This window comes from Streptomyces griseosporeus (genome assembly GCF_014656055.1).
Classification (GTDB): Bacteria; Actinomycetota; Actinomycetes; order Streptomycetales; family Streptomycetaceae; genus Streptomyces; species Streptomyces griseosporeus.
Map to the genome: position 1 here is coordinate 209,593 of NZ_BNBR01000008.1, position 12,967 is coordinate 222,559.

At 67.7% G+C, this 12,967-nt stretch carries 7 protein-coding genes; 3 read left to right on the top strand and 4 right to left on the bottom strand.

Going from position 1 to position 12,967, the window contains the following annotated elements:
* Positions 1-69 precede the first annotated feature (69 nt).
* The 3 genes from IE308_RS32380 (at position 70) to IE308_RS32390 (ending at position 3,647) form a co-directional block, all read left to right on the top strand.
* Entirely contained in the window at positions 70-1,257 is a 1,188-nt protein-coding gene (locus IE308_RS32380) for a radical SAM protein (RefSeq protein ID WP_190220615.1), read from the top strand.
* Complete coding sequence (locus tag IE308_RS32385; protein WP_190220616.1) at positions 1,254-2,366, top strand: lantibiotic dehydratase C-terminal domain-containing protein; 1,113 nt, start codon at positions 1,254-1,256, stop codon at positions 2,364-2,366. The genes IE308_RS32380 and IE308_RS32385 overlap by 4 nt, the downstream gene beginning before the upstream one ends.
* 465 nt (positions 2,367-2,831) lie before the next feature.
* Complete coding sequence (locus IE308_RS32390; protein ID WP_110629792.1) at positions 2,832-3,647, top strand: AfsR/SARP family transcriptional regulator; 816 nt, start codon at positions 2,832-2,834, stop codon at positions 3,645-3,647.
* A 73-nt stretch (positions 3,648-3,720) separates the two neighbouring features.
* Here IE308_RS32390 and IE308_RS32395 read toward each other — a convergent pair whose 3' ends face one another.
* The 4 genes from IE308_RS32395 to rplJ all read right to left on the bottom strand — a co-directional run bounded on the left by IE308_RS32395 (position 3,721) and on the right by rplJ (position 12,789).
* Entirely contained in the window at positions 3,721-7,620 is a 3,900-nt protein-coding gene (locus IE308_RS32395) for a DNA-directed RNA polymerase subunit beta' (protein WP_190220617.1), read from the bottom strand.
* A 107-nt stretch (positions 7,621-7,727) separates the two neighbouring features.
* A complete protein-coding gene (gene rpoB, locus IE308_RS32400) occupies positions 7,728-11,213 on the bottom strand; it encodes a DNA-directed RNA polymerase subunit beta (RefSeq protein WP_110629790.1) in 3,486 nt (1,161 codons plus the stop codon).
* A 538-nt stretch (positions 11,214-11,751) separates the two neighbouring features.
* Positions 11,752-12,141, bottom strand: a complete 390-nt coding sequence (gene rplL, locus IE308_RS32405; RefSeq protein ID WP_110629789.1) for a 50S ribosomal protein L7/L12 — start codon at positions 12,139-12,141, stop codon at positions 11,752-11,754.
* 117 nt (positions 12,142-12,258) lie between these two features.
* On the bottom strand, positions 12,259-12,789 hold the full coding sequence (gene rplJ / locus IE308_RS32410) for a 50S ribosomal protein L10 (RefSeq protein ID WP_110629788.1): 531 nt from the start codon (positions 12,787-12,789) through the stop codon (positions 12,259-12,261).
* Between the last annotated feature and the right edge of the window lie 178 nt (positions 12,790-12,967).

The following is a 12,967-nucleotide window of genomic DNA, read 5'->3' on the forward strand; positions in this document are numbered from 1 at the left end:
GGAGACGGCGCCCTGTACCGGAGCGATCCGGTACAGGGCGCCGCTTTTCTCGACCCGAAAGGAATCCGCATGCGGCAGAACCTGCTGATGATCTATGTGCACATCCCTTTCTGCCATTCGAAGTGCACGTTCTGCGACTGGGTCCAGGCCATCCCGACGAAGGATCTCCTGCGCAAGCCCGGTGACTCGGTGCGCCAGAAGTACATCTCCGCACTCTGCGCGGAAATCGCAGAGCGGGGCGCGATGCATCGCGCGGCAGGTGACATCCCCCATGTCCTCTACTGGGGCGGCGGCACGGCCAGCAGCCTCGACGAGCAGGAGACCGCGGCGGTCATGGAGGCGCTGCACTCCTCCTTCGACATGAGCACGGTGGCCGAGGCGACCATCGAGTGCAGCCCGGACACCGTCGACGAGCGGAAGCTGTCCTTCTACCGCGGTCTCGGATTCAACCGGGTCTCCAGCGGCGTGCAGTCCTTCGACGACGACCGGCTGCGCCGCCTGGGCCGCCGGCACACCGCGGAGCAGGCCGGGCGCATCGTGCACGCCGCGCGGGCCGCGGGGTTCGAGGACGTCTCCATCGACATCATGTCCGGCTTCCCCGACCAGGAGGCCGACGAGCTGGACCGGACCGTCGACCGTGCTCTTGAGCTGCCGGTCAACCACCTCTCGCTGTACTCGTTCCGGCCCACCCCGGGCACGTTCATGCGCCGCCGGATGGACTCCTCGGAGCGGCGGACGTACCTGCGCCGCCAGCAGGCGCTGTTCACGCGGGCCCGCCGGGCGATCGAGGGCTTCGGCCTCAGCGAGTACGCCAACGGCTACTTCGGCAAGGTGTCGCCGTTCGCCTCCATGTACTTCCAGCACCGCGCCGACACCGTCGGCCTGGGTTCGGGCGCGATCTCCCTGGTGGACCAGCGGTTCAAGTCCCACCAGAAGGGCCTGCTGCACTCCTACGTCGACGATCCGCACGCCTTCGACATCGACGTGCCGGCGGGCCAGGACCGCGTCCTGGTGTCGCTGCTGCAGGCCGGGCTCGCCATGTTCGACGGCATCCCCCGCGAGGACTGGCGGCAGCGCACCGGCACGGACCTCGCCGAGGTGCTGCTGCGGCCCACGGTCGCGCCCCTCGCGGACTTCCTGCGCGGCCGCGGCCTGGTCGAGGACGACCACGGCATCCGCCTCCCGCGTGACATCGCCGGTCTCACCCTGATCGAGCTGGCCTTCGAGATGGCCATGTCCCAGCCGGAGCTGGTGTGACCTCGGGGCCGGGGCAGGCCCCGGCCGAGGCGGCACACGCAGCCGGGGCGGCCTGGCTGGAGATCGGGCTCGACGCCCCCGCCGACGCCGTACCCGCCCTGGTCGCCGGTGTCGTGCGGCCGCTGCTGCGGGAGCCCGCGGAGCCGGGGGCCGAGCCCGCGCCCGGGTTCTTCCTGCGGGGCGTCGGCGCGGCCCAGCCCGCCCTGGTCGTCCAGCTGGAGGTGACCCCCGGCACGGACCTCGCCGAGCCGTACGCCGCCCGGGCCCGCGCGCTCGCCGCCGGGCTGGGCCTCCCCGTGCAGGTCGCGGCCGGCCCGGCGACGCTCGTCCCGCTCGCCGGCTCGGTCTTCGCGGGGGCGGCCCTCGGCCCGGTGACCCGCGCCGCGCTGGCCGCCGTATGCCCCGCGCTGCTCGCCGCCACCGAGGCCGCCGAACAGGGCAGGCCCGCCCTGCTGGCCAGTGCCGTCGAACTCATGTCCGCGCATCTGCGTGCGGTCAGCGTCTCCGCGGCCCCCGGCCCCCGCCAGTGGGAGGAGCTGCGCGAGGGCGTGCCGCTCGGCTTCCTCAGCTACCGCTCGCACGCGGAGGCGTTCCTGGCCTCCAGCCGCGACCCGAAGGCCGCGCAGGCGATGATGGACGCGAAGTACACCCGCGCCGCCGCCACCCTGGAGCGCCTGGTCGACGGCGTCCTCACCCAGTGCGAGGAGCGCGGCCCGGTGGTCTCCCTGCCCGCGCGGCAGTGGTACGAGGCGATGCGCGCCGCCAAGCCCGCGGTGACCGAGCTGTTCCGCGCCGGAACCGACCTCGCCCTGGACACCGAGGAGCAGCCCCCGGACACCGGCCCGGACGGCAAGGGCCTGTCCGAAAGCGCGTTCCACCGCATTGTCGAGGGCTCCGACGGGCTGCGTGACTTCCTCGACCGCGACCCGTCCTTTCTGGCCACCCGACTGCTGACCAGCCTGCTCTACCTTTCCCTGAGCAGCGTCGGCATCGCCCTGGCGGAACGGTATTTCCTCTGCTACGCGGTGAGCCGCGCCTGTGAGTCGATCTTCGACACCGACGCCCTCACCGTCCTGTCCGGATTGGCCCGGACCTCCCTGGCGTCCTGACGCTCCGACACCCTCCCTGACGTCGGTTTTCGGCCGAATCCATGCCCGGAACCCGTGATCGACGGGCCGGGCGGGACCGGCCTCTTCCCATGCACCGGGCGCTCCCCGCAGAATCACGTTCCGATATAAGGCCCGACCGGATACCGCCAAGCGGCGATCCGGCACCGGGACACATGAAGTAGCATCGCGCCCAGATAAGGACATTCACCGCCAGAAACGTTCAAAAAGATCACCGAGAGATCACTGACCGAGCCTGCTCCACCACGAGCAATGGGGGAACATGAAAGCTCAAGAGCTGGAACGTGAGGCGTGATCCCGGCAGGGCGCCGCACGGCGCGGTCATCCCGCGCCCACGCGGCGCCCTGCCGCGTATGCCGGTTTCCCCACGTCGCTTCCACACACCGGGAGATGCGATGTCGTCAGCACGGTCGATCCACTTGTGCACCACCGCAACGGGGGAGTTCGATGGAGATCGATGTCCTGGGACCGCTTGAGGTCTCGCAGAAGTCCGCTTCGATTGTCCCGACGGCTTCCAAGCCGCGCACCGTCCTGGCGATGCTCGCCGTCTACACCAACCGGCTGGTCCCCCTGCCCTCCCTCATGGGAGAACTCTGGGGACCCGAACCGCCGGCCACCGCGAAGACGGCCGTACAGGGGTACATCCTGCATCTGCGCAAACGTATCGCCGAGTCCGCCGCGCGCCGCCCACCGGGCCAGTTCCCCGAGGCCAAGGACATCCTGGTCACCCTCCCCGGCGGCTATCTGCTGCGCGCCCCGGGAACCGCGGTGGTCCTTGAGCAGTTCGAGCAGCTGGCCTGCGCCGGACACCGCGCCCGGGAGAAGGGCGACTTCGAGGCCGCCTCGCGGAGCTTCACCGAGGCCCTCGGCCTGTGGCGCGGCCGCGCCCTCGCCGACGTCGAGGTGGGCCCCCAGCTGGGCATAGAGGTGCAGCGGATCGAGGAGGCCCGGCTCAACGTCCTCGACCGCAGGATCGAGGCCGACCTCCGGCTCGGCCGCCATCACGAACTCCTCGGTGAGCTGCGGAGCGTCACCGCCCACCACCCCACCCATGAGGGCTTCTGCGCCCACCTCATGCTGGCGCTCTACCGCTCCGGCCGCCGCTGCGAGGCACTCGACGCCTACCAGCGCATGCGCACCACACTGGTGAACGAACTGGGACTGGAACCCTCCCCGTCCCTGCGCCGCCTCCAGCGCTCCCTGCTGGTCTCCGACCGCGAACTCGACGAACTCAACGTCACCTGGGACGTCGCCACGTTCTGACCGCGCCCGGCGAACGCCGAAGGGCGGCCACCCCGCACGGGGTGACCGCCCTTCGTCTCATGCGATCGCTCGCTTACTGGTTGTACGGACCGTAGTCGTAGTCCTCCAGCGGGACGGCCTGGCCGGAGCCCGTGCCGAACGGCGAGTAGTCGATGTCGTCGTAGCCGACGGCCGAGTACATCGCGGCCTTGGCCTCCTCGGTCGGCTCGACCCGGATGTTGCGGTAGCGGGACAGACCCGTACCGGCCGGGATGAGCTTACCGATGATGACGTTCTCCTTGAGGCCGATCAGGGAGTCGGACTTGGCGTTGATCGCCGCGTCCGTGAGGACCCTGGTCGTCTCCTGGAAGGACGCCGCCGACAGCCAGGACTCGGTCGCCAGCGAGGCCTTGGTGATACCCATGAGCTGCGGACGACCGGAGGCCGGGTGACCGCCCTCCTGGACCACACGACGGTTCTCGTGCTCGAACTTCGAGCGCTCGACCAGCTCACCGGGCAGCAGCTCGGCGTCGCCGGACTCGATGATCGTCACACGGCGGAGCATCTGCCGGATGATGATCTCGATGTGCTTGTCGTGGATCGACACACCCTGCGAGTTGTACACCTTCTGGACCTCGCCGACCAGGTGGACCTGGACGGCACGCTGGCCCAGGATGCGCAGCACGTCGTGCGGGTTGGTGGCACCCACGGTGAGCTTCTGGCCCACCTCGACGTGCTCGCCCTCGCTGACCAGGAGACGGGCGCGCTTCGAGATCGGGTACGCCGTCTCGTCGCTGCCGTCGTCCGGCGTGATGACGATCTTCTTGGTCTTCTCGGTCTCCTCGATCCGCACGCGGCCGGAGGCCTCGGAGATCGGGGCGACACCCTTCGGGGTACGGGCCTCGAAGAGCTCGACGACACGCGGCAGACCCTGGGTGATGTCGTCACCGGCCACACCACCGGTGTGGAAGGTACGCATCGTCAGCTGGGTACCGGGCTCACCGATGGACTGGGCGGCGATGATGCCGACCGCCTCACCGATGTCGACCAGCTTGCCGGTGGCGAGCGAACGGCCGTAGCACATCGCGCAGGTACCGACGGCGGACTCGCAGGTCAGGACCGAGCGGGTCTTGACCTCCTCGACGCCGCGCTGGACGAGCTCCTCGATGAGGACGTCGCCCAGGTCGGTGCCGGCCGGGGCCAGCACCTGGCCGTCGACCACGATGTCCTCGGCGAGGCAGCGCGCGTACACGGACGTCTCGACGTCGTCCGCCTTGCGCAGCACGCCGTCCGCGCCCCGCTCCGCGATCTTGAGCTTGAGGCCGCGGTCGGTGCCGCAGTCCTCCTCGCGGATGATGACGTCCTGGGAGACGTCGACCAGACGACGGGTGAGGTAACCCGAGTCGGCGGTACGCAGAGCGGTGTCCGCCAGACCCTTACGGGCACCGTGCGTGGAGATGAAGTACTCCAGCACGGACAGACCCTCACGGAACGAGGCCTTGATGGGCCGCGGGATCGTCTCGTTCTTCGCGTTCGACACCAGACCACGCATACCGGCGATCTGACGCATCTGCATCATGTTGCCTCGTGCACCCGAGTTCACCATCATGAAGATCGGGTTGGTCTTCGGGAAGTTGTCGTTCATCGCCTCGGCGACCTCGTTGGTCGCCTTGGTCCAGATCGCGATGAGCTCCTGCGTGCGCTCGTCCTTGGTGATCAGACCGCGCTCGTACTGCTTCTGGACCTTCTCGTCCTGCGCCTCGTAGCCCTTGACGATCTCCTTCTTCGCCTCGGGGACGACGACGTCGGAGATGGCCACGGTGACACCGGAACGGGTCGCCCAGTAGAAGCCGGACGCCTTCAGGTTGTCGAGCGTCGCCGCCACGATGACCTTCGGGTAGCGCTCGGCGAGGTCGTTGACGATCTCGGAGAGCTGCTTCTTGCCGACCTCGTAGTCGACGAACGGGTAGTCCTCGGGCAGCAGCTCGTTGAAGAGCGCACGGCCCAGCGTGGTCTTCAGCGTGAAGCTGTCACCCTGCTGCCACTCCGGCTCGCCCTCCTCGCGCACCGGCGGGACCCAGCCGCGCGGCGGGATGGTGCCCACCGGGAAGCGGATGTGCACCGGCGCCTGCAGCGACAGCTCGCCCGCGTCGAACGCCATGATCGCCTCGGCGACCGACGCGAACGCACGGTCCTCGCCCTTGGCGCCCCGGCCCTCGGCGTCCGTGGTGAGGAAGAACAGACCGAGGACCATGTCCTGGGTCGGCATCGTCACCGGACGGCCGTCGGCCGGCTTGAGGATGTTGTTCGAGGACAGCATCAGGATGCGGGCCTCGGCCTGCGCCTCCGCGGACAGCGGCAGGTGCACGGCCATCTGGTCACCGTCGAAGTCCGCGTTGAACGCGGTGCAGACGAGCGGGTGGATCTGGATGGCCTTGCCCTCGACCAGCTGCGGCTCGAAGGCCTGGATGCCGAGGCGGTGCAGGGTGGGCGCACGGTTCAGCAGCACCGGGTGCTCGGCGATGACCTCTTCGAGGACGTCGTACACCACGGTGCGGCCGCGCTCGACCATCCGCTTGGCGCTCTTGATGTTCTGCGCGTGGTTCAGGTCGACCAGGCGCTTCATCACGAACGGCTTGAACAGCTCCAGCGCCATCGCCTTCGGCAGACCGCACTGGTGCAGCTTCAGCTGCGGACCGACGACGATCACGGAACGCGCCGAGTAGTCGACACGCTTGCCGAGCAGGTTCTGACGGAAGCGGCCCTGCTTGCCCTTCAGCATGTCGCTGAGGGACTTCAGCGGGCGGTTGCCGGGACCGGTCACCGGCCGGCCGCGACGACCGTTGTCGAAGAGGGCGTCAACAGCCTCCTGAAGCATGCGCTTCTCGTTGTTGACGATGATCTCCGGAGCGCCCAGGTCGAGCAGGCGCTTCAGACGGTTGTTGCGGTTGATGACACGGCGGTACAGGTCGTTCAGGTCGGAGGTCGCGAAGCGGCCACCGTCCAGCTGCACCATCGGACGCAGGTCCGGCGGGATGACCGGGACGCAGTCCAGGACCATGCCCTTGGGGCTGTTGGAGGTCTGCAGGAACGCCGAGACGACCTTCAGGCGCTTGAGCGCACGGGTCTTCTTCTGGCCCTTGCCGGTGCGGATGATCTCCCGGAGCTTCTCCGCCTCCTCCTCCAGGTCGAAGGACTCCAGGCGCTTCTGCAGCGCCGCGGCACCCATCGAACCGTCGAAGTACGTGCCGAAGCGGTCACGCAGCTCGCGGTAGAGCAGCTCGTCGCCCTCCAGGTCCTGGACCTTGAGGTTCTTGAAGCGGGTCCACACCTCGTCGAGGCGGTCGATCTCGCGCTGCGCACGGTCGCGCAGCTGCTTCATCTCACGCTCGGCACCCTCGCGCACCTTGCGGCGCACGTCGGCCTTGGCACCCTCGGCCTCCAACTCGGCCAGGTCGGCCTCGAGCTTCTTGGCGCGGGCCTCCAGGTCGGCGTCCCGGCGGTTCTCGATCTGCTGGCGCTCGACCGAGACGTGCGCCTCCAGGGAGGGCAGGTCGCGGGTACGGCGCTCCTCGTCGACGTACGTGATCATGTACGCCGCGAAGTAGATGACCTTCTCCAGGTCCTTCGGGGCGAGGTCGAGCAGGTAGCCAAGGCGCGACGGAACGCCCTTGAAGTACCAGATGTGCGTGACGGGGGCGGCCAGCTCGATGTGGCCCATCCGCTCACGGCGCACCTTGGCGCGGGTGACCTCGACGCCACAGCGCTCGCAGATGATGCCCTTGAAGCGGACGCGCTTGTACTTGCCGCAGTAGCACTCCCAGTCCCGGGTCGGACCGAAGATCTTCTCGCAGAAGAGTCCGTCCTTTTCGGGCTTGAGCGTGCGGTAGTTGATGGTCTCCGGCTTCTTGACCTCGCCGTGGCTCCACTGACGGATGTCGTCAGCGGTGGCCAGACCGATCCGGAGCTCGTCGAAGAAGTTGACGTCGAGCACTATGCGTCAATCCCTCTCAGGGTTGTAAGTCTTGGGGTCTGAAACGGGGGTCCTGGGGCCGGCCGGGGACTCAGCGGACTTCACCGAGTCCCCGTACCGGACTCCCGTCAGACCTCTTCGACGCTGCTCGGCTCGCGCCGGGACAGGTCGATACCGAGCTCCTCCGCAGCGCGGAAGACGTCCTCGTCGGTGTCGCGCATCTCGATGGACATGCCGTCCGAGGACAGCACCTCCACGTTGAGGCACAGGGACTGCATTTCCTTGATGAGCACCTTGAAGGACTCGGGAATGCCGGGCTCAGGGATGTTCTCGCCCTTGACGATGGCCTCGTAGACCTTCACGCGGCCGGTGACGTCGTCGGACTTGATGGTCAGCAGCTCCTGGAGGGCGTAGGCGGCGCCGTAAGCCTCCAGCGCCCACACCTCCATCTCACCGAAGCGCTGGCCACCGAACTGGGCCTTACCACCCAGCGGCTGCTGGGTGATCATCGAGTACGGACCGGTCGAGCGGGCGTGCAGCTTGTCGTCGACCAGGTGGTGCAGCTTCAGGATGTACATGTAGCCGACCGAGATCGGGTCCGGGAACGGCTCACCGCTGCGGCCGTCGAACAGCCGCGCCTTGCCGGACGGGAGCACCATGCGCTCGCCGTCGCGGTTCGGGATGGTGTGCTGCAGCAGACCCGCGAGCTCGTCCTCACGCGCACCGTCGAAGACCGGGGTGGCGACGTTGGTGCCGGGCTCGACCTTGTCGGCGCCGATCGCCTGGAGGCGCTGCGCCCACTCGTCCGCCAGGCCGGAGACGTCCCAGCCGCGGCTGGCGAGCCAGCCGAGGTGGATCTCCAGGACCTGTCCCGGGTTCATTCGGGACGGCACACCCAGCGGGTTGAGGATGATGTCGACCGGCGTGCCGTCCTCCAGGAACGGCATGTCCTCGATCGGCAGGATCTTGGAGATGACACCCTTGTTGCCGTGGCGGCCGGCGAGCTTGTCACCGTCGGTGATCTTGCGCTTCTGCGCGACGTAGACGCGGACCAGCTGGTTCACGCCCGGCGGCAGCTCGTCGCCCTCCTCGCGGTCGAAGACGCGCACACCGATGACCTTGCCGGTCTCGCCGTGCGGCACCTTCAGCGAGGTGTCACGGACCTCACGGGCCTTCTCACCGAAGATGGCGCGCAGCAGGCGCTCCTCCGGCGTCAGCTCGGTCTCACCCTTGGGCGTGACCTTGCCGACGAGGATGTCACCGGCGATGACCTCGGCACCGATGCGGATGATGCCGCGCTCGTCGAGGTCGGCGAGGACCTCCTCGGAGACGTTCGGGATGTCCCGGGTGATCTCCTCGGGGCCGAGCTTGGTGTCACGGGCGTCGACCTCGTGCTCCTCGATGTGGATCGAGGAGAGGACGTCGTCCTGCACGAGGCGCTGCGACAGGATGATCGCGTCCTCGTAGTTGTGACCCTCCCACGGCATGAACGCCACGAGCAGGTTCTTGCCGAGCGCCATCTCGCCGTTCTGGGTGGCCGGGCCGTCGGCGAGCACCTGGCCCGTGATGACGCGGTCGCCCTCGTTGACGATGACCTTCTGGTTGACCGAGGTGCCCTGGTTGGACCGGGAGAACTTGGCCAGGCGGTACGTGATGTACGTGCCGTCGTCGTTGGCGGTGGTGATGTAGTCCGCGGAGACCTCCTGGACCACACCGTCCTTCTCGGCCTTGACCACGTCGCCGGCGTCGACGGCGGAGCGGTACTCCATGCCGGTGCCGACGAGCGGGGCCTCGGACTTAATCAGCGGCACGGCCTGGCGCATCATGTTCGCGCCCATGAGGGCACGGTTGGCGTCGTCGTGCTCGAGGAACGGGATCATGGCGGTCGCGACCGACACCATCTGGCGCGGCGAGACGTCCATGTAGTCCACGTCCTCGGGGGCGACGTAGTCGACCTCGCCGCCACGGCGGCGGACCAGGACGCGGGCCTCCTCGAACCGCATGTCGGCGGTGAGCGGCGCGTTGGCCTGCGCGATGACGAAGCGGTCCTCCTCGTCGGCGGTCAGGTAGTTCACCTCGTCGGTGACCTGGCCGTCGACGACCTTGCGGTACGGGGTCTCGACGAAACCGAACGCGTTGACGCGGCCGTAGGTGGCGAGCGAGCCGATCAGACCGATGTTCGGGCCTTCGGGGGTCTCGATCGGGCACATGCGGCCGTAGTGCGACGGGTGGACGTCACGGACCTCGAAGCCGGCCCGCTCACGGGAGAGACCACCCGGGCCGAGCGCGGACAGACGACGCTTGTGCGTCAGCCCGGACAGCGGGTTGTTCTGGTCCATGAACTGGGACAGCTGGCTGGTGCCGAAGAACTCCTTGATGGAGGCGACGACCGGCCGGATGTTGATCAGGGTCTGCGGCGTGATCGCCTCGACGTCCTGGGTCGTCATCCGCTCGCGGACGACACGCTCCATACGGGCCAGACCCGTGCGGACCTGGTTCTGGATGAGCTCGCCGACGCTGCGCAGGCGGCGGTTGCCGAAGTGGTCGATGTCGTCGGTCTCGACGACGACCGGCTGGCCGTTGTCGCCGACGGTCTCGGTCTCACCGGCGTGCAGCTTCACCAGGTACTTGATCGTCGCGATGATGTCCTCGACGGTCAGGATCCCGGCGTCCAGCGGGGTGTCCGTGCCCAGCTTCTTGTTGACCTTGTAGCGGCCGACCTTGGCCAGGTCGTAGCGCTTGGGGTTGAAGTAGAGGTTCTCCAGCAGCGTCTGCGCGGCCTCACGCGTGGGGGGCTCGCCCGGGCGCAGCTTGCGGTAGATGTCGAGCAGCGCGTCGTCCTGGCCCTGGGTGTGGTCCTTCTCCAGGGTGGCGCGCATGGACTCGTACTCGCCGAACTCCTCGAGGATCTGCTCGGTGGTCCAGCCGAGCGCCTTGAGCAGGACGGTCACGGACTGCTTGCGCTTGCGGTCGATGCGGACACCGACCATGTCGCGCTTGTCGATCTCCATCTCCAGCCAGGCACCCCGGGACGGGATGATCTTGGCGGAGAAGATGTCCTTGTCGGACGTCTTGTCGATGCTGGAGTCGAAGTAGACACCGGGGGAACGGACCAGCTGCGACACCACGACACGCTCGGTGCCGTTGATGACGAACGTGCCCTTGTTCGTCATGAGCGGGAAGTCGCCCATGAAGACGGTCTGGGACTTGATCTCGCCGGTCTCGTTGTTGGTGAACTCGGCCGTGACGAAGAGCGGCGCGGCGTAGGTGAAGTCGCGCTCCTTGCACTCGTCGATCGAGTTCTTCGGCGGCTCGAAGCGGTGGTCGCGGAAGGTCAGCGACATCGACCCCGAGAAGTCCTCGATCGGGGAGATCTCCTCGAAGATCTCCTCGAGGCCGGACTTGGTGGGGACGTCCTGACCGTTCTCGAGAGCCTCCTCGACCCGACTCTGCCAGGCGGTGTTGCCGAGCAGCCAGTCAAAGCTCTCGGTCTGCAGCGCGAGCAGGTTCGGAACCTCGAGAGGCTCCTTGATCTTTGCAAAGGAGATGCGCAGCGGGGCGGTGCTGGCGCCGTTGTTCGTATTCGCGGTCGAGGCAGTGCGCGAGGCGGCCAAGAGGGGGTCCTTCCGAGGGCTCGGACTCACTACGCGCGTACCGGCCCCTCCCCCGTACACAGAGACAGAGATCCCAGGTCGGAGATCATCTGTCGGTCAGTGCTCGAGTGAGGGCAGACCCCTGGTGACGGGCAGGGGACAGCTAACAGGCAGCGCAAAGGGTCAGTGTAGCCACAAGGCACACTGATGTCCAGTCCCGCATTTTCGGAGACTCCACTGTTCTCAACGCCTGCGGCATGCCTGCCCTCAACGCACGTTGATACTGCCCTCTTCGTCGTCGATCCATGCCTCGGATTCGGATCCTTGTGACGACGCGTCCTGAGAATTGCGCGCTGCGTGCGGTTCGTCAAGGCCCCCCTTGCCCGAACCGGGGCGGCCGAGACACGACGAAGATCACCTTACCCCTCACGAACACAGGTGCAAGGCAGCCCGGGCCGTCCCCCGGGGAACGCCGAAGGGCGACCACCCGGATGGATGATCGCCCTTCGGTGCGTTCGCGTTACAGCCCCTGAGGGCCGTTCATGCGGTCGCGAAGGTCTTACTTGACCTCGACGGAGGCGCCGGCGCCCTTGAGGGCCTCGGCGGCCTTGTCGGCCTGCTCCTTGTTGACCTTCTCGAGGACCGGCTTCGGGGTGCCGTCGACGAGGTCCTTGGCCTCCTTCAGGCCCAGGGAGGTCAGCTCACGCACGACCTTGATGACCTGGATCTTCTTGTCGCCGGCGCCGGTGAGGATGACGTCGAACTCGTCCTTCTCCTCCTCGGCCTCGGCGGCGGCGCCACCGGCGGCACCACCGGCGACGACGACCGGCGCGGCAGCGGCGGCGGTGACGTCGAACTTCTCCTCGAACGCCTTCACGAACTCGGAGAGCTCGATGAGGGTCATCTCCTCGAACTGCGCGAGCAGCTCGTCCTGGGTCAGCTTCGCCATGATGGCGGTCCTTCCACTCAATTCGGCAGGTGCCGGATGTACTGGATAAGGCGGGCGTACGTCGGGCCCGCTAGGACCCTCGCCGGTCGGTCGGCGTGGGTCGGAAAGCGAGCCGAATTACTCGGCACCGCCCTGCTCGGCCTGCTTGGCGCGCAGCGCGTCCACGGTGCGGACGAGCTTCGACGGCAGCGCCTGGAAGACGGAGGCAGCCTGGGACTGCTTCGCCTTGAAGGCACCGGCCAGCTTGCTGAGCAGAACCTCGCGGGACTCGAGGTCCGCAAGCTTCTTGATCTCGTCGGCGGACAGCGCCTTGCCGTCAAGGACACCGCCCTTGATGACGAGATTCGGGTTTTCCTTGGCGAAGTCACGGAGACCCTTCGCCGACTCCACCGGGTCACCGGTGACGAAGGCGACAGCCGTCGGACCGTTGAACAGGTCGTCCAGCGTCGTGATCCCGGCCTCGTTGGCCGCAATCTTGGTCAGCGTGTTCTTCACCACGGCGTACTGGGCGTTCTCACCGAGTGCGAGACGCAGCTTCCTGGTCTGCGCGACGGTGAGACCGCGGTACTCGGTCAGCACGGCAGCAGACGAGTTGCGGAACTTGTCCGTCAGCTCGGCAACCGCGGCAGCCTTGTCGGGCCTCGCCATAGAGCCTCGGCCTCCTTCCGGGTGATTCGGACCGCGCGGACCCGAAGGAGGACTGGGAAAAACGAAACGCCCCGGCGCAGGCGCACGGGGCGGACTCGACCGGTTCGCACGTGCGTGAACACACGTATGCTCCGGGAGTTCTTCCACAGTCACCTGCGCGGGTCGTCCGCATTGAACA

Bases quoted from the DNA above. Each gene is read 5' to 3' on its own strand.
- rplJ (WP_110629788.1), bottom strand. From the start codon at position 12,789: ATGGCGAGGCCCGACAAGGCTGCCGCGGTTGCCGAGCTGACGGACAAG.
- IE308_RS32380 (WP_190220615.1), top strand. From the start codon at position 70: ATGCGGCAGAACCTGCTGATGATCTATGTGCACATCCCTTTCTGCCAT.
- IE308_RS32390 (WP_110629792.1), top strand. From the start codon at position 2,832: ATGGAGATCGATGTCCTGGGACCGCTTGAGGTCTCGCAGAAGTCCGCT.
- rplL (WP_110629789.1), bottom strand. From the start codon at position 12,141: ATGGCGAAGCTGACCCAGGACGAGCTGCTCGCGCAGTTCGAGGAGATG.